At 62.9% G+C, this 22,113-nt stretch carries 19 protein-coding genes; 11 read left to right on the plus strand and 8 right to left on the minus strand.

Annotation, left to right across the window (positions count from 1 at the left end):
• Positions 1-3: 3 nt before the first annotated feature.
• Positions 4-360 carry a hypothetical protein gene (locus P3T18_RS08675; RefSeq protein WP_429299509.1) on the plus strand — a complete coding sequence of 119 codons (357 nt, stop codon included), beginning with the start codon at positions 4-6 and terminating at the stop codon, positions 358-360.
• A gap of 468 nt (positions 361-828) precedes the next feature.
• On the opposite strand, the gene P3T18_RS08680 is transcribed toward P3T18_RS08675, so the two are convergent.
• The gene (locus tag P3T18_RS08680) at positions 829-2,385 is read right to left on the minus strand and encodes a methyl-accepting chemotaxis protein (RefSeq protein WP_429299510.1); all 1,557 of its coding nucleotides are present in this window, start codon (positions 2,383-2,385) and stop codon (positions 829-831) included.
• A gap of 306 nt (positions 2,386-2,691) precedes the next feature.
• On the opposite strand from P3T18_RS08680, the gene P3T18_RS08685 reads away from it, so the two are divergent.
• Positions 2,692-3,501: a hypothetical protein gene (locus P3T18_RS08685; protein ID WP_429299511.1), complete on the plus strand. Its 810-nt coding sequence runs from the start codon at positions 2,692-2,694 to the stop codon at positions 3,499-3,501.
• A gap of 80 nt (positions 3,502-3,581) precedes the next feature.
• On the opposite strand, the gene P3T18_RS08690 is transcribed toward P3T18_RS08685, so the two are convergent.
• Together P3T18_RS08690 and P3T18_RS08695 are read right to left on the minus strand one after the other, a co-directional pair.
• Entirely contained in the window at positions 3,582-4,118 is a 537-nt protein-coding gene (locus P3T18_RS08690; protein WP_429299512.1) for a single-stranded DNA-binding protein, read from the minus strand.
• A gap of 143 nt (positions 4,119-4,261) precedes the next feature.
• Positions 4,262-5,449, minus strand: a complete 1,188-nt coding sequence (locus P3T18_RS08695) for an MFS transporter (RefSeq protein ID WP_429299513.1) — start codon at positions 5,447-5,449, stop codon at positions 4,262-4,264.
• A gap of 373 nt (positions 5,450-5,822) precedes the next feature.
• Between P3T18_RS08695 and uvrA the strand changes: the two genes are divergently transcribed.
• From uvrA to P3T18_RS08710, 3 genes are all read left to right on the plus strand, one after another.
• Positions 5,823-8,696, plus strand: coding sequence for an excinuclease ABC subunit UvrA (gene uvrA / locus P3T18_RS08700; RefSeq protein WP_429299514.1), 2,874 nt, complete (start codon positions 5,823-5,825; stop codon positions 8,694-8,696).
• 34 nt (positions 8,697-8,730) lie between these two features.
• The gene (locus tag P3T18_RS08705; RefSeq protein ID WP_429299515.1) at positions 8,731-9,816 is read left to right on the plus strand and encodes an AI-2E family transporter; all 1,086 of its coding nucleotides are present in this window, start codon (positions 8,731-8,733) and stop codon (positions 9,814-9,816) included.
• 224 nt (positions 9,817-10,040) lie between these two features.
• Entirely contained in the window at positions 10,041-11,267 is a 1,227-nt protein-coding gene (locus P3T18_RS08710; RefSeq protein ID WP_429299516.1) for a PepSY-associated TM helix domain-containing protein, read from the plus strand.
• Between the two features lie 75 nt (positions 11,268-11,342).
• Here P3T18_RS08710 and purU read toward each other — a convergent pair whose 3' ends face one another.
• From purU to P3T18_RS08735, 5 genes are all read right to left on the minus strand, one after another.
• Positions 11,343-12,212 carry a formyltetrahydrofolate deformylase gene (gene purU / locus P3T18_RS08715; RefSeq protein WP_429299517.1) on the minus strand — a complete coding sequence of 290 codons (870 nt, stop codon included), beginning with the start codon at positions 12,210-12,212 and terminating at the stop codon, positions 11,343-11,345.
• Between the two features lie 73 nt (positions 12,213-12,285).
• The gene (locus tag P3T18_RS08720) at positions 12,286-13,143 is read right to left on the minus strand and encodes an NUDIX hydrolase (protein ID WP_429299518.1); all 858 of its coding nucleotides are present in this window, start codon (positions 13,141-13,143) and stop codon (positions 12,286-12,288) included.
• Positions 13,144-13,171: 28 nt separating this feature from the next.
• The gene (locus P3T18_RS08725) at positions 13,172-13,786 is read right to left on the minus strand and encodes a LysE family translocator (protein WP_429299519.1); all 615 of its coding nucleotides are present in this window, start codon (positions 13,784-13,786) and stop codon (positions 13,172-13,174) included.
• Between the two features lie 64 nt (positions 13,787-13,850).
• Positions 13,851-14,417, minus strand: coding sequence for an adenine phosphoribosyltransferase (locus P3T18_RS08730; RefSeq protein ID WP_429299520.1), 567 nt, complete (start codon positions 14,415-14,417; stop codon positions 13,851-13,853).
• 141 nt (positions 14,418-14,558) lie between these two features.
• Entirely contained in the window at positions 14,559-16,562 is a 2,004-nt protein-coding gene (locus P3T18_RS08735; RefSeq protein ID WP_429300073.1) for a cation:proton antiporter, read from the minus strand.
• A gap of 175 nt (positions 16,563-16,737) precedes the next feature.
• Between P3T18_RS08735 and kdsD the strand changes: the two genes are divergently transcribed.
• The 6 genes from kdsD to P3T18_RS08765 all read left to right on the plus strand — a co-directional run bounded on the left by kdsD (position 16,738) and on the right by P3T18_RS08765 (position 22,060).
• Positions 16,738-17,721, plus strand: coding sequence for an arabinose 5-phosphate isomerase KdsD (gene kdsD, locus P3T18_RS08740; RefSeq protein ID WP_429299521.1), 984 nt, complete (start codon positions 16,738-16,740; stop codon positions 17,719-17,721).
• Complete coding sequence (locus P3T18_RS08745) at positions 17,721-18,281, plus strand: KdsC family phosphatase (protein WP_429299522.1); 561 nt, start codon at positions 17,721-17,723, stop codon at positions 18,279-18,281. Before kdsD ends, P3T18_RS08745 begins: the two co-directional genes overlap by 1 nt.
• Positions 18,278-18,877, plus strand: coding sequence for an LPS export ABC transporter periplasmic protein LptC (gene lptC / locus P3T18_RS08750; RefSeq protein WP_429299523.1), 600 nt, complete (start codon positions 18,278-18,280; stop codon positions 18,875-18,877). The genes P3T18_RS08745 and lptC overlap by 4 nt, the downstream gene beginning before the upstream one ends.
• A 29-nt stretch (positions 18,878-18,906) precedes the next feature.
• A complete protein-coding gene (gene lptA, locus P3T18_RS08755; protein ID WP_429299524.1) occupies positions 18,907-19,578 on the plus strand; it encodes a lipopolysaccharide transport periplasmic protein LptA in 672 nt (223 codons plus the stop codon).
• On the plus strand, positions 19,575-20,360 hold the full coding sequence (gene lptB, locus P3T18_RS08760; protein WP_429299525.1) for an LPS export ABC transporter ATP-binding protein: 786 nt from the start codon (positions 19,575-19,577) through the stop codon (positions 20,358-20,360). Before lptA ends, lptB begins: the two co-directional genes overlap by 4 nt.
• A 182-nt stretch (positions 20,361-20,542) precedes the next feature.
• Positions 20,543-22,060, plus strand: a complete 1,518-nt coding sequence (locus tag P3T18_RS08765) for an RNA polymerase factor sigma-54 (protein ID WP_429299526.1) — start codon at positions 20,543-20,545, stop codon at positions 22,058-22,060.
• The last annotated feature ends 53 nt before the right edge of the window (positions 22,061-22,113 follow it).

Here is a 22,113-nt window from a genome sequence, read left to right on the forward strand (position 1 = left end):
GAAATGACAAAGGAAAGCGAAATCTACGCGCCATTTATCGAGCGCGCTGAGGTGCGGCCCGGTGGTGAAATTTTTTTGCGGGGTGAGGACGCGCAGCAGTTCGTCGCGGCCTGCCAAGGCGTTGGAATGGCGGTTCTCGGGATTGAGGCTGCACGCATTGATGACAATCGAGTGATGCCGTATATAGATGCCATCGCCGACTATTCCCCGAACTCCGCCGTCGAATGGGAGGCGTATCAGGATCGATGTCACCGCCTCGCTTCCGCTTTTGTGCGGGACGTAATCCAGCAAAAAGGCGAAGACACGTACTTCTGCTTCGAAGTCATCGATCGCGCAGAGTACGTTGATTGCTTGAAATGAGTTATTTCCACCGCTACGCCGTGTGACAAGAAAAGCGCGAATTGCTCGCGCTTTTTTTCACCTGCAACGGAGGCGAACCATCCGTCCGGCCTTTCCTGCATCAACTTTCAAAAAGCCCGTTCGAAATCCATCGGCTTCGCCACAGCAAGAAAGCTGACGGGAAACCTTCGGTTTCCCTTGCAAACCGTTCGGCGCGCGAAGCGCCGCCGGAACTGATGACGGCCTTGTCACTCACGCGGAGTGCGCGACGCGCCGGACGCTCCGGGGCCACCGCCGCCAAGAGCCGCCACCGATAACGAATAGCATTAGCGGTGTGAGCGGCTTTCTTTGCTTACCTTTCTTTGCCGCGGCGCCCCGAAGGAAGTCCGCTTGGTGGACAAAGAAAGTAAGTGCCGCCCCGCACAGGGGCAACACCAATAAACCACAAACATAAGAAACACCGCCCCAGCAAGCAAAAAACCCAAACCCTCATTTAACAACAAACACCGCCACCGCCGACGTCAACCTCCTCGCCTGCTCCTCCAACGACCCCGCCGCCGCAGCAGCCTGCTCCACCAGCGCCGCGTTCTGCTGCGTGACCTCATCCATCTGCGCCACGGCAAGATTCACCTGATCGATCCCGGTACTCTGCTCGATTGCCGCGGCCGCGATCTCACTCATGATCGAACTCACGCGCGAAATCGAGTCGACGATCTCGGTCATGGTCGAGCCCGAGCGTTCCACGAGTTGCGAGCCGGCCTGCACGCGCGCGGTCGACGCGTCGATCAAACCCTTGATCTCCTTCGCGGCCGCCGCGCTTCGTTGTGCCAACGACCGCACTTCGCTTGCCACCACGGCAAATCCTCGGCCCTGCTCGCCGGCACGCGCCGCTTCGACGGCTGCGTTCAACGCCAGAATATTGGTCTGAAACGCGATCCCTTCGATCACGCCGACGATGTCGGCGATGCGCCGCGAGTCGTCGACGATGCCGTGCATCGTGCCCACCACCTGTTCGGTCAGATCGCCGCCCTGCGCAGCCAGCGTCGACGCGCCCTGCGCCAGCGAACTCGCCTGCTTCGCGTTGTCGGCGGTCTGCTTGACGGTCGACGTCAACTGCTCGATGCTCGCCGCCGTTTCCTCGAGCGATGCCGCCTGCTCCTCGGTACGTTGCGACAGATCGGTGTTGCCCGCGGCAATTTCGCTCACGCCGGTATCGATCGATTCGGTGCCCTGACGAACCGAACTCACGGTCGAGATCAGCGATTCCTGCATCTTTCGCAGCGCGGCGGCGAGGCGTCCCATCTCGTTGTTGCTCGTCACGTCGATGCGGCCGGTCAGGTCGCCGTTGGCAATGCGCTGGAACTGCGCGATGGTGGCGTCGACGGGATTCACGATTGCGCGCACGAGCACGGTGCGGCCGATCAACGATCCGAGCAGCGACACCACCATGCCGACCGCCACCGCCACACAGATCGCGTAAAAGAGGCTCTGTGCGTCCTGATAGCGCTGTTCGCCGTGGTCGAGTTGCAACTGTTCGAGCGCGAGCATGGACTTTTCATAAGCGCTGTATAGCGACGGCAACTTGTGCGCCTGGACTTGCTGGAACGCGGTCTTGTCGCCGGCTTTGAGCGCGGCGAGCGCCGGCTCGACGCCTTCACGCAGGAACGTATCGCGCTTGTCCTGCATGTCCTTGATGAGACGCTGCTCGTCGGCGTCCGTGCTGGCACGGCTCACATAGTGGGCAAGACGCTCGTTGGATGCTTTCTGGTACTGATCGAAACGCTTGAGCACGGCATTCGCGCCGTCCTGATCGTTCAGATCGACCAGCGACGCATAGGTCGCCAAGGCGAGTCGCAGGCGCAGCAGTTGTCCCGCACTGCCTTCCAGATCCGCGACGGCCGGCGTGTCCACGGTGTACATCTGCTGCAGCGAAGCGTTGCTGGAACGCAGCGACAGCAATCCGGCCGCGGCGCCAAGCAGCAGCACAACGCCGAAAAACACGATCATCAAGGTAAGGCAGGTGCGAATCGACAGATTTTTCAGCATCGGACTGGTGTCTCCATTGGGCTGCCTGGCCGAACGTCCAGCAAATAACCCGGCCACGCGTGCTGCGCCCAAGCCCGTCGGGTCAGGTCCGCAACTTTTTTTAATCTGAATTTAAGCGAGTGCCACACAGAGGACTACGGCGTCGGGGCAAAAAACTTTATGGTCGATAGCGCAACCGTTTGCCTTACATCAAACTACATCGGCTAAACGCGCTTAGCGAAAACGGTCTTTGCGGGACTACCCGGGTTCTCCAGCAAGGCCGCTTGATTCACAGTGACGGGACGCAAGCTTCCGGAGCAACGGTTCATGTCAGAAGTCGGTACGGCTTTGCTGGTTTTTGCCTTGCTGCTGATCGCAACCGGTCTCGGCGTCTGGGTCAGGCCGTTGTTGCCCGAGGAGCACAAGGCGCACGAGACGGTGCAACTCATCCAGCTGGTGATCGGCATGCTGGTGACCTTCGCCGCGCTGGTGCTGGGTCTGATGACGGCGTCGGCGAAATCCGGCTTCGATACGGCTTCGAACGATCTGCGCACCTATGCGTCCGATCCGATCGAATTCAACACGACCTTGCAGGAGTACGGCAGCGAAACCGAAACCGCGCGCCGGCTGTTGCGCGAATACACGGCGGCGGCGATTGCGTCCACGTGGCCGAGCGAACCCGCGCCCAACGGCGATTATCCGAAAGACATCGGCTCGCAGGACAACTCGCAGAAACTGGAGAATGCGCGGCTCGGTGACATGCTGACCGCCGTGGGACAGCAACTCAGGCAACTGCACGCGCGCGACGCCTTGCAGCAGCGCGCACTCGACGACGCGCTGGCGCAATACCGCCGGACCGTGGACGCACGCTGGAAGATCATCGAAGAAGCACATAGTTCGATCTCCCAGCCATTCTTCAAAACGCTGACGTTCTGGCTGTGCGTGATTTTCCTGAGCTTCGGCCTGATTGCACCGCGCAATGCGCTGGCGCTGGTCACGATCACCTTGGGCGCGGTGTCGATCGCATCGGCAATCTATGTGATCGTGGATCTGGATACGCCTTTCACGGGACCGATCGTGATTTCCAGCATGCCGATGCGCGACGCCCTCGATCATCTCGGCCGCACAAATCCGTGAGCCCAAAGAAAAACCCCGCCGGGGCGGGGTTTTCGTGAAGCCGTGATGCGATCGGGAACACCCGAACGCGAGCTTGAAACTTAGAACGGGATATCGTCGTCCATTTCGTCGAAGCCGCCGCCAGCCGGCGCGCTCGGACGGCTCGAACCACCGCCGCCTGCATTGCCGCCGCGCGATGCGCCACCGCCCTGCACGGCGCGGCCACCGCCGCCACCGCTACGTTCCGACGGCTCACCACGGCTGTAACCGCCGCCGCCTTCGTCGCCGCCCATGCCGCCGCCGCTACGGCCGCCGAGCATCTGCATCTGGTCGGCCACGATTTCGGTGGAGTAACGGTCCGTGCCGTCTTGCGCCTGGTACTTACGGGTGCGAATGCGCCCTTCCAGATACACCGACGAACCTTTCTTCAGATATTCCGACACGATCTCGGCCAGACGGCCGAAGAACGAGACGCGATGCCATTCGGTCGCTTCCTTGAATTCGCCGGACGCTTTGTCTTTGTACCGATCCGTCGTTGCAAGGCGGATGTTCGCCACTGCGTCGCCGCTCGGAAGATAACGGACTTCCGGATCGGCTCCGAGATTGCCGACGAGAATGACCTTGTTCACGGATGCCATGAGTTTCTCCTGTTGATTCCGTTGCGGGCGGCGCGGCGATGCGCGGTTCGGGTTTCCAGCCTCGGGCCGGAGCGGAACTGCGCCTCAGCCCGCCGCCGGGTGAGTTCCAGGTGCGCCGCGAGGCGCGCCGCTGGGTATGCCGATCAAGCCTTGCGCGGCGGCGGCTTCATCTTTGCGGCGATTATAAGCCAGCAGAAAACGAGGCCGGAACAAGTGAAGAAGACCGCGCTTTGTCCATCCACCTTGAGCAGCCATCCGCCGACCACGCCGCCCAGCGCGAGACCGATCGACTGCGTGGTGTTATAGACGCCGGCCGCCGCTCCCTTGCGCGTGCCAGGCGCCAGTTTCGACACCAGCGAAGGCTGCGAAGCTTCGAGAATATTGAAGCCGAGAAAGTAGACGAAAAGGATCGCGGCCACACTCAGAATCGTATGCGGTGCGACGCCTAACAACAACTGTCCAATGAGGATAAGACCGATCGCGGACAGCAGCACGATTTTCATCTTGCCGCGCTTTTCGGCGGCGATGATTGCCGGGACCATCATCACGAAAGAAAGGCCCATGACCGGCAGATACACTTTCCAGTGCGACGCGACCGGCAGGCCGCCGCCTTCCAGAATGCGCGGCACGACGAGGAACAGCGCCGTTTGCGTGGCATGCAGCACGAGCACGCCGAAATTCAGGCGCAGCAGTTCGACGTTATGAAGCACTTCGGCGAAAGGCGCGCGCACGTGCACCGGTTTGGGCGCGTCGGGCACGATCCACAGCACCACGCCGACCGCGAGAATCGAGAAGATACCCACCAGCGTGAACAGACCGCTCATGCCGACCCACTGAAACACGATCGGCGCGCCGACGATCGCCACCGCGAACGACACGCCGATGCTGCCGCCCACCATCGCCATCGCCTTGGTGCGATGTTCTTCGGCGGTGAGGTCGGCGATGAACGCGATCACCGCGGACGACACCGCGCCCATCCCCTGAATGACCCGGCCGACGATGATCCACGTCATGTCGTGCGCGCCCGCCGCGACGAAGCTGCCGAGCGCGAAGATCAGCAGACCGGTCGCAATGACCGGTTTGCGGCCGATCTTGTCGGAGACCCAGCCGTAGAAGATGTACAGCATCGACTGCGTCACGCCGTACGCGCCGAGCGCGATGCCCACCAGCAGCACGTTGTCGCCGCCCGGAATGGTTTTCGCGTAGATCGAAAACACCGGCATGATCATGAACAGACCCAGCATGCGCAGCGCGAAGATGGCGGCGAGCGACACGGTCGCGCGCAACTCGGGCGCGCTCATGCGTGAAGATGTAGCGGACGGATTGGACATCGGAAGCGTTCTTTGAATGAGCTGAGCGGCACACCGTGGGTGGCCGGCCCGACAGGCCGACCCGATGGAACGGCCGAAGCGCCTGACTCGCCACGGAAAAAGCAGGAAGACGACGCGCCGCCGGGCTACTGGCGCAGTGTCGGCCGACGGCCTGACTGCACGCTCGCCACGAGCGTTGCGGCGCCTTGTACTTGCGGAGAACGGCCCCAGTTAGACCTCTTCCCCCGCGGCGCTGGACCGCTGCCTTACAGCCTGCTCTCGCGCCTGTTCGGGCCGTCAGGAAGCCGTAACGGCGGTCTCGAAAAGTCGTTATAGTAGCAGGTTTAGCCGCTTCCTCTTTCCGCCAGCCAATGGTCAAGTGATGGAATAACGCGTGGAACAAATCCGTATTCGTGGGGCTCGCACCCACAACCTGAAGAACGTCAATCTCGACCTCCCCCGCCACAAGCTCGTCGTGATTACGGGCCTTTCCGGCTCGGGTAAATCGTCGCTCGCGTTCGACACGCTCTACGCGGAAGGACAGCGCCGCTACGTCGAAAGTCTCTCTGCTTACGCCCGTCAATTCCTGCAATTGATGGAGAAGCCGGACGTCGATCTGATCGAAGGCCTGTCGCCGGCCATCTCGATCGAACAGAAGGCAACGTCGCACAATCCGCGCTCCACGGTCGGCACCGTCACGGAAATCCACGACTATCTGCGTCTGCTGTTCGCGCGGGTCGGCACGCCGTACTGCCCGGACCACGAAATTCCGCTGGAAGCGCAAAGCGTTTCGCAGATGGTCGACGCGGCGCTCGCGCTGCCGGAAGAAACGAAGCTGATGATCCTCGCGCCCGTGGTCGCCAACCGTAAGGGCGAGCACGTCGAGCTGTTCGAGGAAATGCAGGCGCAAGGTTTTATCCGCTTCCGGGTTCGCTCGGGCGGCGGCACCGCGAATGAAGGCGTGGCGAAAATCTACGAAGTCGACTCGCTGCCGAAGCTCAAAAAGAACGACAAGCACACCATCGACGTCGTGGTCGACCGGCTCAAGGTCCGCGGCGATATGAAGCAGCGGCTGGCCGAATCGTTCGAAACGGCCTTGCGTCTCGCCGACGGCCGCGCGATCGCGCTGGAAATGGACACCGACCGCGAACACCTGTTCAGCTCGAAGTTCGCCTGCCCGATCTGCTCGTATTCGCTGCAGGAACTGGAACCGCGTCTGTTCTCGTTCAACAACCCGATGGGCGCGTGTCCGGAGTGCGACGGCCTCGGCCAGATCACGTTCTTCGATCCGAAGCGGGTGGTCGCGCATCCGTCGCTGTCGCTGGCGGCCGGCGCGGTAAAGGGTTGGGACCGTCGGAACCAGTTCTACTTCCAGATGCTGCAGAGCCTCGCGGCGTTCTACGAATTCGATATCGACACCGCCGTCGAAGACCTGCCGGAAAAGGTCCGCAAAATCCTGCTGTTCGGCTCGGGCAAGCAGGAAATCCCCTTTTCGTACATCAACGAGCGCGGCCGCACATCGGTGCGCGAGCATGTTTTCGAAGGGATCATCCCGAATCTGGAGCGTCGTTATCGCGAGACGGATTCGACCGCCGTACGCGAAGAACTCGCCAAGTATCAGAACAACCAGCCGTGCCCGCATTGCGCCGGCACGCGTCTGCGCCGCGAAGCGCGCTTCGTGCGCATCGGCGCGGACAGCGACGCTCGCGGCATCTACGAAATCAGCGGCTGGCCGCTGCGCGACGCGCTCGGCTATTTCCAGACGCTGCGTCTGGAAGGCTCCAAGCGTGAGATCGCCGACAAGGTGGTCAAGGAAATCGTCGCGCGCCTGATGTTCCTGAATAACGTCGGACTGGATTACCTGTCGCTGGAGCGCAGCGCGGAAACGCTTTCGGGCGGCGAAGCACAGCGTATCCGTCTGGCGTCGCAAATCGGCTCGGGCCTCACCGGCGTGATGTACGTGCTCGACGAGCCGTCCATCGGTCTGCATCAGCGCGACAACGACCGGCTGATCGCCACGCTCAAGCATTTGCGCGACCTCGGCAATTCCGTGATCGTGGTCGAACACGACGAAGACATGATCCGCATGGCCGACTACGTGGTCGACATGGGACCGGGCGCCGGCGAACACGGCGGCATGGTGATCGCCGAAGGCACGCCGACCGAGGTGCAGGCGAACGCGGCGTCCATGACGGGTCAGTACATGTCCGGCGCGCGCAACATCGAGTTTCCGGACGAGCGCAAGGCGCCGGACGAAAAACGCCTGCGCATCGTGGAGGCGTACGGCAACAATCTGCGGCACGTGTCGCTCGATCTGCCGGTCGGTCTGCTGACTTGCGTGACCGGCGTGTCCGGCTCGGGCAAGTCCACGCTGATCAACGACACGCTGTATCACGCGGTCGCGCATCACCTGTACGGCTCGGCCACCGAGCCGGCGCCGTATGAATCGATCGAAGGCCTGGAGCACTTCGACAAGGTCATCAACGTCGACCAGTCGCCGATCGGCCGCACGCCGCGTTCGAATCCGGCCACCTACACCGGTCTCTTCACGCCGATCCGCGAACTGTTCGCCGGCGTGCCGGCCGCCAAGGAACGCGGCTACGAAGCGGGCCGCTTCTCCTTCAACGTGAAGGGCGGACGCTGCGAATCCTGCCAGGGCGACGGCGTGCTGAAAGTGGAGATGCACTTTTTGCCGGACGTCTACGTTCCTTGCGACGTTTGCCACGGCAAGCGCTACAACCGCGAAACGCTGGACGTGCAGTACAAAGGCAAAAACATCAGCGAAGTGCTCGACATGACGGTGGAAGCGGCGCACGAGTTCTTCAAGCCGGTGCCGGTCGTCGCGCGCAAGCTGAGAACCTTGCTGGACGTGGGTCTGGGCTATATCCGCCTGGGTCAGTCTGCCACTACGCTGTCGGGCGGCGAGGCGCAGCGCGTCAAACTATCGTTGGAACTGAGCAAGCGCGATACGGGTCGCACGTTATACATCCTCGACGAACCGACGACCGGGCTGCACTTTCACGATATCGCCCTGCTGCTGGAAGTCATCCACCGTTTACGCGACCAGGGTAATACCGTCGTGATCATCGAGCATAATCTCGATGTAATTAAGACTGCGGATTGGGTGATCGATCTCGGCCCGGAAGGCGGTGCGGGCGGCGGTCAGATCATCGCGCAAGGCACGCCGGAAGAAGTCGCGAAGTCGAAGGCAAGTTTTACCGGTAAGTACCTGGCGCCTTTATTGAAGCGCGCCGCCAGTAAAAAGTAACGCTGCACAACACGGGTGGGAGACGGGATAAGCCATGGCCAAGCGGAATCAGGCGCGCGACGACGGGCAAGTGCAGGACCTACGCCCACGCCCGGTCAGGCTGACTAGCGACATGAGTCTGCCGAAACTGTCGGCAGTGGAGATCGGCAGCTACATCGTCACGCTGCTGGGCATGTGGGCGGTGATCGAGCTGAAGTTGCTCGGCGCGCTGCTCGCCGGTCTGCTGGTGTACCAGCTGGTGCATACCATCGCGCCGCGCATCGAGAAGCACATGTCGAGCAAGCGCGCGCGCTGGCTGGCCGTGGTGATCCTGTCGGTCGTGATCGTCGGCGCGCTCACCGGGCTCACGCTCGGCATCATCGAGCATTTCGAAAACGACGTGCCGAGCGTGCAGAAGCTGCTCGACCAGGCCATGCAGCTCATCGACCAGGCGCGCGGCCGCATTCCGCAGTTCATCGCCGCCTATCTGCCGGTCGACACCGAGCAGATGAAGTCGAAAGCGGCCGAGCTGATGCAGACGCACGCCAACATGCTTCAGCAAAGCGGCAAGACGGTGGCGCGCGCATTCACGCATATCCTGATCGGCATGATCATCGGCGCGATCATCGCGGTGGGCGCGCAGAAGCATATGCAACGGCTGCCGCTATCCACGGCGTTTGTCACGCGCGTGACACGTTTCGCCGACGCCTTCCGCCGCATCGTGTTCGCCCAGGTCAAGATCTCGGCGATCAACGCGGTGTTCACCGGCATCTTCCTGCTGGTGGTGCTGCCGATCTTTCACGACACGCTGCCGCTCTCCAAGACGCTGGTGCTGGTCACGTTCATCGTCGGTTTGCTGCCGGTGATCGGCAATCTGATTTCGAACACGATCATCGTCGCGGTGGCGCTCTCGGTCAGCTTTCCGGCCGCGATCATGTCGCTGATCTTCCTGATCCTGATCCACAAGCTCGAATACTTCCTGAACGCGCGCATCGTCGGCGGTCAGATCGAGGCGCGCGCGTGGGAACTGCTGATCGCCATGCTCGTCATGGAAGCCGCGTTCGGCATTCCGGGCGTAGTCGCCGCGCCGATCTTTTACGCGTACATCAAGCGCGAACTGATCTACTTGCGGCTGGTGTAACGGCGGCGCGTTCATCGCGGAACAAAAAAACGGCACTTCGGTGCCGTTTTTTGTTCGAGCTTCGATTTCTGGCTGCACACGCCCGACGCGGCAGACGACCGCCAAATTTACAAGAGACTTGCAGTACAGGGGCCGAATCTCATAAGATGAGAACAATTCCCATTTGCAAGTTCTCTTTCTGCGATGCTCAATCCGTCCGCCCTTTTTGCCCTGCCGGCTCGCGCATGAGACAGCAGTTCGTCCGCCTGCACCGCTGGTTCGGGGTTGCTACCGCCTTGTTTCTGTTCGTCGCCGGTCTGACGGGCGCGGTGATCGCGTGGGATCATGAACTCGACGCCCTGCTCAATCCCGGCTTCTTCAAGGCCCGCACCGACGCCCCGGCGCTCTCGGGTCTGGAACTGGCACGCCGCGTCGAAGCCGCCGATCCGCGGCTTCAGGTGACGTATCTGCCGCTCGCCACCGAGCCCGGTCACACGCTGCAAATGATGGTGCTTCCGCGCACCAACCCCGCCACGAAGCAACCCTATGCGCTCGACTTCACCCAGATCGCCGTCGATCCGGCCACGGGCGATATTCAAGGCCGCCGCGAATGGGGCGCCGTCTCGCTCGCGCCGCTCAACCTGATTCCCTTCATCTACAAGCTGCACTACACGCTGCAACTGCCGTTCATGGGCGGATTCGACACCGGCACGTGGCTGATGGGTATCGTCGGCATCATCTGGCTGTTCGACAGCATGATCGCGCTGTGGCTGTCGTTTCCCAGCTTCAAGGCGTGGCGCAAGTCGTTCGCGTTTCGCGTGCGGCGCGGCGGCTACGCACTCACCTTCGACCTGCACCGCTCGGGCGGCGTGTGGATCTGGGGTCTGCTGATGATCGTGGCGCTGACGTCGATCTCGATGAACCTGTCGGGGCCCGTCGTGCGTCCGGTGGTGTCGCTGTTTTCGAAATTCACGCCGGACCCGTTCAACAATCCCGAACTTCTGCGCGCGCCGCAACCGGGCGACACCGTACTGAGTCGCGAGCGCATCGTTGAACTGGCGGAGGCCGCGGGCAAAGCGAAGAACGTGAAAGTGCCGCCCGGCGGCATCTACTACGCGGAATTCCTGCACGCCTACGGCGTCGGTTTCTACGCCACGGGCAACGATCACGGCGACATCGGACTCGGCAATCCGTGGATGTATTGGGACGCAGCGACCGGCAAACCGCTCGGTGCATCGATACCCGGCCGGGGCAGCGCCGCCGACATCTTCATGCAGGTGCAATTCCCGCTGCACTCCGGACGCATTCTCGGTCTTGGCGGGCGGATCTTGATCAGCGCGGTAGGGATCGCCGTCGCCGTGCTGAGCGCAACGGGACTGCTGATCTGGCTGAAGAAGCTGAATGCGCGCCGACGTTCGGCGCACAACGCGAATCTGGCGCGGGACACCGGCCGCTCGGCGGCACGTTCCTGAACAGAGCCGCGCATTTCCGGGCTGCGAGCGGCGCGACTCAACAAGCCCGCGCCGTCCCAACGCCCGGTACGACTTTTAGCGAAACACCACTGTCTTGCTGCCGTTGAGCACCACGCGATGCTCGACGTGCCACTTCACCGCGCGCGCCAGCGTCACGCATTCGACGTCGCGGCCGATTGCCGTGAGTTGTTCCGGCGTCATGCTGTGGTCCACGCGCTCCACTTCCTGCTCGATGATCGGACCTTCGTCGAGGTCCGTCGTCACGTAGTGCGCCGTTGCGCCGATCAGCTTCACGCCACGATCGAAGGCCTGATAGTAAGGCTTCGCACCCTTGAAGCTCGGCAGGAACGAATGGTGAATATTGATCGCGCGGCCGGCGAGCGCTTCGCAAAGCTTCGGCGAGAGAATCTGCATGTAGCGCGCGAGCACCACGAGATCCGCCCGATGTTCGTCGATCACTTCGAGCACGCGCGCTTCCTGCGCAGCCTTCGCTTCGGGCGTGCCGCCCAGCAGCGGGAAGTGATGGAACGGAATGTCGTAGCTCGCGGCGAGCTGATAGAACTCCTTGTGATTCGAGATGATCGCCGCGATCTCGATGTTCAGCTGACCGGTGCGATAGCGGAACAGCAGATCGTTCAGGCAATGGCCGATCTTCGACACCATGATGACCACACGCGGCTTCACCGACGCGTCGTGCAACTCCCAGCTCATACCGAACTGCTCGGCCAGCGCGGCAAAAGACGTCCGCAACGCATCCAGACCGGGGTCGCCGCCCACTTGCTGAAAGTGCACGCGCATGAAGAACTCGCCGGTGCGGCTGTCGCCGAATTGCGCGGAGTCGAGAATATTGCTGCCACGTTCGAACAGAAAGCCCGAAACCGCATGGACGATGCCGGGCCGGTCGGCGCACGACAGTTTGAGGATAAAGCTGTGATCGGTCGACATGACCTGGGTGACTCCCTTCTTCAATACGTGGTGTGTTCGGTTCAGTTCGATTCAGCCCGCGGCTGCATCGCGATCAAGCCAGGACGGGTGGCACGGGCGGCACAAACAGCGCCTCGATGCCCGCGCACGACTCTTCGTCGATCCAGCGGCGGCGCAGCAGGCAATCCAGCGTGGCGAGACTCGCGTCTACCGTCATTGCGTCTTCTTCGATCCAGCGCGCCACTTCTTCGATACGCGCGAGGCGGTGTTCGCCCACTTCGCCGTCCTGATTGCGTGGCGCGAAATCGGCCGGCAACGCGAGATCGTAGATAAAAATCTGCTCGGCCTGCGTGCCTTCCGGCAACGACTGCAGCACATGCGCGGTGCGGCCCGCCACGGCACGAGAGGCAATCTCTTCAGGAATGCCGGCTTCTTCCCAACATTCCTTGACGATCGTCGCCTCGACGCCGAAGCCCCAGCCTATCCCGCCTGCCACGACATTGTCGAGCATGCCGGGATCGGTCGCCTTGGTGTCGCTGCGGCGCGCGATCCAGAGTTGCGGCGCGCCGTCTGCGTATTCTACGACGCCGTTCAAATGCACCGCGTACGTCATCGTGCCGAAGAAGCGCGAGGCCGCCCGTTCGATATACGCAAGCGGCGGCGCATCGAACGCATTGCGGATCGCGTAGGTTTCGTTGCGCCAGCCCGGAATGCGTCCTTCGGCGGCCAGCGCGCCGATCACCGAACCGAGCGCCGCGCTGCGCAGATCGACCGTGTTGAATGAGGCAGCCAGCGTGACGCGAGCGTTGTCGATCTCGAACACATCGGGCCAGCGCGCGAGCAGGGCCACGTCGGTCGAGCGAATCCAGCCGACCTGTTCGGCGTCGATCCAGAGCGGCAGATGAGCGTGAACGTCGAAACGGCGCGCGGCGGTGATGCAAGGCAAAGTCATCTGAAACTCCAACTGTTCTTCTTTATCTTCAATCGCGCAGCGCCACACGTATGCCGATGGCGATGAACGTCGCACCGGCCACGCGATCGAGCCACACGCCGACACGCGGACGGCGCTTGAGCCAGCCGCCGATCATCCCGGCACACACGCCGAACAGCGAGAACACCACGACCGTTTGCAACATGAAGAGCACGCCGAGTTCGAACATCTGCAGCGTGACGCTCTGCGTTCCGTTCGGCTTCACGAACTGCGGCAGGAACACGACGAAAAACAGCGTGACCTTGGGATTCAGCAGATTGCCGAGCACGCTTTGCCGGAACACGGCCATCAACGGTTGCGGCGCGCGCTCATGCGCGGTGGCGAGTCCCCGACTGCGCAGCGACTTGATGCCGATCCACACCAGGTACGCGGCGCCCGCGAGTTTGATCGCCTCGAACGCGACCGGCGACGAGCGCAGCAACGCCGCTACGCCGAGCGCGGCCAGCGTCGTGTGAAACGTGATGCCCGCCGCGAAGCCGAGTGCGGCGACCAGTCCCGCCGCGCGGCCTTGCGAAATGCCGCGCGCAAGGACTTGCAGATTGTCGGGGCCGGGCGCCATGGTGATGGCGATCGAGGTGGCGAGAAACAGCAGGAAGTTCGGCATCGTGCTTACCTCAACGTGAATGCGAAGCGGGCGGCGGGCGGTTTGAGCGCGTGAGCCGCGTTGCTCAATGTCCTTCGAAACTCGTGACCGTATAGAGCGGCAGGCCGGCGTTGCGCAACAACTGCGAACCGCCGAGTTCAGGCAGATCGACGATCGCCGCGCCCTCGACCACCACGCCGCCGAGCCGCTCGATCAGCATCTTGCCCGCCATCATCGTGCCGCCGGTGGCGATCAGATCGTCGACGATCAGGATGCGGTCGCCGGGCTTGCAGGCGTCTTCGTGAATCTCGACCGTTGCCGTGCCGTACTCGAGCTCGTACGACTGTGCGACCCGCTTATAGGGCAGCTTGCCCTGCTTGCGGATCGGAATGAAACCGAGGTTTAGCTCGTACGCGAGAATCGGCCCGATGATGAAGCCGCGCGCGTCGAGCCCGGCAATGTAGTCGAGCTTCGCGTCGATATAGCGCTGCACGAACAGATCGATCAGCACGCGCAGCGATTTGGGCTCCTGCAGCAGCGGCGTGATGTCGCGAAACTGCACGCCGGGTTGCGGCCAGTCGGGCACCGTACGGATGTGGCTTTTGATGTAGTCGGCCGCATCGCGCGGCGCGCTCGAGAGCGCGAAAGACATGGTGACTCCGGATGGACCTCGACGGTCCGATGAAATTCTGAATGAAGCCGGGCGGCAAGTCTTGCCGCGCTTCGGCTCACGCGTGGCGCCGCGCGCCGGTTTGGCAAGCCGCCGGTTGCCCGGTCGCGCCCGGCGCTGCCCTTATGCCGCGGCTGCGCCCGCGCGGCGGTGTTTCGAAAGCCGCTCTTCGGCTTCGGCGAGTTGCTCGGGCAGGCCGCGCAGCACGACGATGTCGCTCGCCCGCAGTTTCGTGGACGGGTCCGGCTCGACGCCGCGAATGCCGTGCCGGCGAATGGCCGTCACTTCGACGCCGATCTCGAACAGACCCAGTTCCGCCAATGTCCGGCCCACGGCGTCCGAATTTCCGTCGACCGGCACCGATTGTAGCCGCACCTGTTCGTGACCGTCATCGTCGTCGTTGTCGTCGGCGCCGTGGAAATAACCGCGCAGCAGCGCGTAACGCTCGTCGCGCATTTCCTCGACCCGCCGCACCACGCGTCGCATCGGCACGCCCATCACCACCAGCGTGTGCGACGCCAGCATCAGGCTGCCCTCGACGATCTCCGGAATCACTTCGGTCGCGCCGGCGGCCAGCAGTTTCTCCAGATCGGCGTCGTCCACCGTCCGCACGATCACCGGCAAGGTGGGTTCGAGTTCGTGGATGTTGTGCAGCACGCGCAATGCCGAGGGCGTGTTCGCATAGGTGATGGCGATTGCCGCGGCGCGATGAATCCCGGCGGCCAGCAACGACTCGCGCCGTCCGGCGTCGCCGAATACGACCGACTCGCCCGCCGCGGCGGCGGCCTGCACGCGATCGGGATCGAGGTCGAGCGCGACGTACGACAGGCCTTCGTGCTCCAGCATCCGCGCCAGATTCTGCCCGGCCCGGCCGTAGCCGCAGATGATCACGTGACCGCTCTGCTTCAGGCTTTGCGTGGCGATCCGCGTCATCTGCAAGGACTGCATCATCCATTCAGTCGACGACAGGCGCAACACGATGCGATCCGCGTTCTGAATCATGAACGGCGCGGCCAGCATCGACAGCAGCATGGCGGCGAGAATCGCCTGCAGCAAGGTCGCGTCGACCAGATGTTTGTCCAGAATCAGGTTCAGCAGCACGAAACCGAATTCGCCGGCCTGCGCGAGACCGATGCCGGTGCGCATCGCGACGCCCGGCGATGCGCCGAAAAGGCGCGACAGGCCCGTAACCATCACCGCTTTCAGCAGGATCGGACCGATCAGGAAACCGAGCACGAGAAACGGATGCTCCCAGATCACGCGCGGATTCAGCAGCATGCCGGTGGTGATGAAGAACAGCCCCAGCAGCACGTCGCGGAACGGCTTGATGTCTTCTTCCACCTGATGCCGGTACGGCGTCTCGGCAATCAACATACCGGCGATGAACGCGCCGAGCGCGAGCGAGAGGCCGAATTTGTCCGTGATGAAGGCGGCGCCGAGCGTCACCAGCAGCAGGTTGAGGATGAACAGTTCCTGCGAACGGCGCCGCGCGACTACGTTGAACCAGCGCGTCATGAAGCGCTGCCCGACGATCAGCAGCAGCGCCAACGCCACCACGATCTTGATCGCGGCTACGCCGAGCGCGCTCACGAGGTCTTTCGAATCGCCGCCCAGCGCCGCGATCACGATCAGCAGCGGCACCACAGCCAGATCCTGGAACAGCAGCACGCCGAAGATATTGCGACCGTGCTCGGTTTCGATTTCGAGGCGCTCCGCGAGCATCTTGCTGACGATCGCCGTCGACGACATGGCGAGCGCGCCGCCGAGCGCCACACTTGCCTGCCACGTGATGTGAACCCAGTGCTCCAGCACGAAGCCGAGCGTGACCGCGACCGCGATCGTGCCGATCACCTGCAGAAGCCCGAGGCCGAACACGAGCCGGCGCATCGAGCGCAACTTGGATAGCGAGAACTCCAGCCCGATCGAGAACATCAGGAACACCACGCCGAACTCGGCGAGGTTCTGCGCGCCGGCCGAATCGGGAATCAGACCGAACGCATGCGGACCGACGACGATGCCCACCGTGAGGTAGCCGAGCATCGGTGGAAGATTCAGAAAGCGAAACAGCACGACGCCTGCCACTGATGCCAGCAGCAGGAATAGCGTCATTTCGAGCGGGGAAATCATCGGCAAAAGCGCATGGGTCAAGCGTCCTCGTTCGTCAGCGGAACCGCGCACCGCAAAGCGCCGTGCGACAAGGTTGAGGGGCCGGGTGGAAAGGCCGTCAAGGGCAGCGTCAAACGCAGCGGCTCGGCACAGCAGGCCCGGCGCGGCGAACAGGCGCCTTTGCTATACTCCGCGAATGATAGCGAAAATCAATGGCGACCGGGCACTCGCGCTCGCTCGTGACGTGCTCGACATCGAAGCGGACGCCGTGCGCGCGCTTCGCGATCAACTCGACGATGGATTCGTCGGGGCGGTCGATTTCATCCTGGGTTGCCGTGGGCGAGTCGTCGTTTCCGGCATCGGCAAATCCGGCCACGTGGCTCGCAAGCTGGCGGCCACGCTCGCCAGCACCGGCACCCCGGCGTTCTTCGTTCACCCTGCGGAAGCCAGTCATGGCGATCTCGGCATGGTCACGTCCGACGACGTGTTCCTCGCACTGTCGAATTCCGGTGAAACCGAAGAACTCGTGGCGATCCTGCCGCTCATCAAACGATTGGGCGCGAAGCTGATCGCCATGACGGGACGTCCGTCATCGAGTCTCGCACAACTGGCCGACGTGCATCTGAATTCCGGCGTATCGAAAGAAGCCTGCCCGATGAATCTCGCCCCCACCGCCAGCACCACCGCCGCGCTCGCGCTCGGCGACGCGCTCGCGGTCGCGGTGCTCGACGCACGCGGTTTCGGCCGCGACGACTTCGCGCGTTCGCATCCGGGCGGCGCACTCGGCCGGCGTCTGCTTACTTATGTGCGCGACGTCATGCGTACCGGCGACGAAGTCCCGAAGGTCACGCCCGAAGCCACGGTGCGCGATGCCCTGTTCCAGTTGACCGCCAAGCGCATGGGTATGACGGCGATCGTCGATCGCGAAGATCGCGTCACCGGCATTTTCACCGACGGCGACCTGCGTCGCGTGCTAGAACGCGACGGCGATTTCCGCAATCTGCCGATCGCCTCGGTCATGACCGCCGGTCCGCGCACCATCGGTCCGGACCAACTCGCGGTCGAAGCCGTGGAACTCATGGAGCGCCACCGCATCAATCAGATGCTGGTCGTCGACGAAGCAGGCAAGCTGATCGGCGCACTCAACATGCACGACCTGTTCTCGAAGAAGGTGATCTGATGTCTTCCGTCTCCCTGACCGCCACCGAACGCGCAAGCCGCGTGAAGCTGATGATTTTCGACGTCGACGGCGTGCTGACCGACGGCGGCCTGCTGTTCACGGCGGAAGGCGACACGATGAAGGCGTTCAACTCCATGGACGGCCACGGCATGAAGCTGCTGCGCGAAGCCGGCATCGAGACCGCCATCATCACCGGGCGCAAGTCGGGCATCGTCGCGGCGCGCGTGAAGGAACTGAACATCAGCCACGTCTACCAGGGCGTGCAGGACAAACCGAAGGCGTTTGCCGATCTCCTGCAGCAAACCGGCTTCAGCGCGGACGAATGCGGCTACATGGGCGACGACTGGGTCGATCTCGGCGTGATGCTGAAGGTCGGCTTCGCGGCGGCGCCGGCCAATTCGCATCCTGAAGTGATCGCGCGCGCCCATTGGGTGAGCGAAGCCCGCGGCGGTCACGGCGCGGCACGCGAAGTCGTGGACACGCTGCTGCGCGCGCAGAACAAGTACGATGCACTGCTCGCGGCCGCGTGCAGCGGCGAGCAGCGAGGCCTGGTCGGATGAATCAGTTTCGCCTGACCTCGCTGATTCCGCTCGTCGCCATGGCGGCGCTGGCCGGCATTACCTGGTGGCTGCTGCAGGCCACCCTGCCGCGACAGAACGAAGGCGTGGTGCGCCCGAAAGAGCACACGCCCGACTATTTCGCGGACAACTTCTCGGTTTCCGAACTCGATCAATCGGGTTCCACACAGTACCGTCTGACCGCTCAATCGCTGATTCACTACGAAGACGACGAACTGAGCGACCTCGTCAAGCCGGCCATGCGCGCGTTTCAGCCCGGCAAGCCGATCGTCACCGCCACCGGCGACACCGGCAAGGTGAACGGCGATGCCTCGGTGGTCGATCTGTACGGCAATGCGCGGATTCTGCGCGCCGCCGGCAATGGCGATCCGCAGATGCAGGCAGATTCCGAGCATTTTAAGGTGCTGGTCAACGACGATGTGATCGAGACCGAAAAGCCGGTTAAACTTCAGCGCGGCATGTCGGTGATGAATGCCAGCGGCATGAACTACAACAACGTCACCCGGGTGATGCAGCTGTTCGGCAACGTGAAGGGCTCCATCGCCGCTTCCGAAGGCTCCGGCAGCTCGCCCAAGTAACCCGGGTCATCCATTCCAGGCGTGACTGCATGAACGATTCGTTCCCCCGTTTTGATACCGGCCGCTCGCGCTCCCTGTCCGCGTGCCGCGCCGGACTCGCTGCGCTGCTCGTCGCGTTGCCGCTCGCCGGCTTCGCGCCGCTCGCGCACGCCGATCGCGCCGACAAGGACAAGCCGCTGAACGTCGAAGCGGACAATATGACTTACGACGACCTCAAGCAGGTCAACATTTTCACCGGCCACGTGGTCGCCACGAAAGGCACGATCGTGATCAAGGCCGACCGTGTCGAAGTGACGCAAGACCCGCAGGGCTATCAGTACGCCACCGGCACGTCGAGCGGCGGCAACCTGTCGTACTTCCGCCAGAAACGCGAAGGCCTCGACGAATACATCGAAGGCACGGCAGTCCGGATCGACTACGACGGCAAGCAGGACCTGACCACGCTCACCACCAACGCCACCGTGAAGCGCCTGCAAGGTCTTTCCACGGTCATGGACCAGGTGCATGGCAGCGTCATCACGTACGACGGTCAGAGCGATTTCTACACTGCGAAGGCGGGCAAAGACGTAGCCGGTCCGGGCAACCCGACGGGCCGCGTGCGCGCCATGCTGGCGCCGCGCAACGGCGGCGCCGCGCCGCTGACCGGCGCCTCGGCCACGCTCGCGCCGTCCACCACGATCCAGGGAGCGCCGAATCAGTGAGCACCTCCGCCTCCCTCCCCAATCGCAAGCCGGCGGGCACGAGCAGTTCGCTCGTCGTGCGCAATCTTAAGAAGCGCTACGGTTCGCGCACGGTCGTGAAAGACGTGTCGCTCGACGTGAAAAGCGGCGAAGTGGTCGGTCTGCTCGGTCCGAACGGCGCCGGCAAGACCACCTCGTTCTATATGATCGTCGGCCTCGTGCCGCTCGACGCGGGTGAGATCGATCTGGACGGCAAGTCGATCAGCCTGCTGCCGATCCACAAGCGCGCGTCGCTGGGTCTGTCGTATCTGCCGCAGGAAGCTTCGGTGTTCCGCAAGCTGAGCGTCGAAGAAAACATTCGCGCCGTGCTGGAACTGCAATACGAAGACAACGGCAAGCGGCTCAGCAAGGACACCATCACGAGCCGCACCGAGGCGTTGCTGGACGAACTGCAGATCGCTCATCTGCGTGAAAATCCGGCGCTGTCGCTGTCCGGCGGCGAGCGTCGCCGGGTCGAAATTGCACGCGCACTGGCCACCAATCCGAGCTTCATTCTGCTCGACGAACCGTTCGCGGGTGTCGATCCGATCGCGGTGCTGGAAATCCAGAAGATCGTCAAATTTCTGAAGCAGCGCAATATCGGCGTGCTAATCACCGACCACAACGTGCGCGAGACGCTCGGCATCTGCGACCACGCCTACATCATCAGTGATGGCAGCGTGCTGGCTGCCGGCGCACCGAGCGAAATCATCGAAAACGAGAGCGTGCGGCGCGTCTATCTGGGCGAGCACTTCCGCATGTAAGCGCCCCAGGGATTGCCGGCCATGCCCCGCGCATCGGCCGGCGCCCTTGCGACAAGCGCAATCCCCACTTTTGAGCCGGGCTATCCGAACCCGGCGCGGCCGAAAACGGGCGCACGCGTTATTGCGGGTGTCGCAAGGTATCGCGGTCGTGGCAAACTCTCTACAATGAATCTCAACTTGCCATGAAAGCCAGCCTCCAACTCCGCCTATCGCAGCATCTTGCGTTGACCCCGCAACTGCAGCAGTCCATCCGGCTGCTTCAGTTGTCTACGCTCGAATTGCAGCAGGAAGTCGCAATGGCGATCTCGCAGAATCCGCTCCTCGAGAACGAGGACGACTGGATCGCGAGCCCGTTGCGCGTGGCGGCCGACGGCTCGTTGATCGCCCAGGCGCCGAACTCCTCCGCGCCGCCCGACCAGATGGGCGGCAACACGTCGTCTTCGTCGTCGAGCAACAGCGAACGCTCCGAAAACGGCGAGCCGCAGGGCGTCGACGAGTACAACGGCCTGTCGGGCGACGGCAATGGCGACGCGTCGCAGTGGAATCTCGACGACTACGGCCGCTCGGGCAACGCTTCGGACGACGACGACCTCCCGCCGCTGCAAATCCACGAATCGAGCACGTCGCTGCGCGATCACCTGATGGCGCAGTTGCGCGTCACCCAGGCCAGCCAGCGCGACCGCGCGCTGATCACCTTCCTGATCGAATCTCTGGACGACGACGGCTATCTCGCCGCCACGCTCGACGAAGTGCTGGGCGATCTGCCGGAAGAGCTCGAAGTCGACGTCGACGAACTGAACGCGGCGCTCGCGCTGCTGCATAGCTTCGACCCGGCCGGCGTGGGCGCGCGCTCGGCGTCGGAATGTCTGAAACTGCAGCTGGTGCGGCTGCCTTCGTCGGCTACCCGTACCCTGGCGCTGGAGATCGTCGCGCATCACCTCGAATTGCTCGCGGCGCGCGACTTCACGCGTCTGCGCAAACATCTCAAGGCGAACGACGACGACCTGCGCGACGCCCACGTGCTGATCCGCTCGCTCGAACCGTTCCCCGGCGCCGCCTACGGCAAGGCCGAAGCCGACTACGTCGTGCCGGACATCATGGTGCGCAAGACGGCTCAGGGATGGCAGGCGGAACTCAATCCCGAGGTCGTGCCGAAGCTGCGTATCAATCATCTGTACGCCAATATTCTGCGCAACAACCGGGGCGATCCGGGCAGCGGATCGTTGCGCCAGCAACTGCAGGAAGCACGCTGGCTGATCAAAAACATCCAGCAACGTTTCGAGACAATCCTCAGGGTTGCGCAAGCCATTGTGGAGCGCCAGAAGAGCTTTTTTGTCCATGGCGAAATTGCCATGCGCCCCTTGGTTTTGCGGGAAATTGCTGATACGCTGGGCCTACACGAGTCAACTGTCTCGCGTGTGACAACCGGTAAATACATGCTGACCCCATTCGGGACGCTTGAATTTAAGTACTTCTTCGGATCACACGTTTCGACTGACACGGGCGGTGCGGCGTCTTCCACGGCGATCCGTGCGCTCATCAAGCAACTGATAGGAGCGGAAAACCCGAAATCGCCTCTCTCAGACAGTCGCATAGCCGAACTGCTGGCTGAACAGGGCTTCGTGGTCGCACGACGTACCGTTGCGAAGTATCGCGAAGCGCTCAAGATCCCGGCAGTCAACCTGCGCAAGTCTCTGTAGCCCGTCGCCTCCCGCGTCGGGCATTTACCGGCCGCTCCGCAGTTGGCGGATAG

The organism is Paraburkholderia sp. GAS199 (genome assembly GCF_050436585.1).
In the GTDB taxonomy this organism is placed as follows: domain Bacteria; phylum Pseudomonadota; class Gammaproteobacteria; order Burkholderiales; family Burkholderiaceae; genus Paraburkholderia.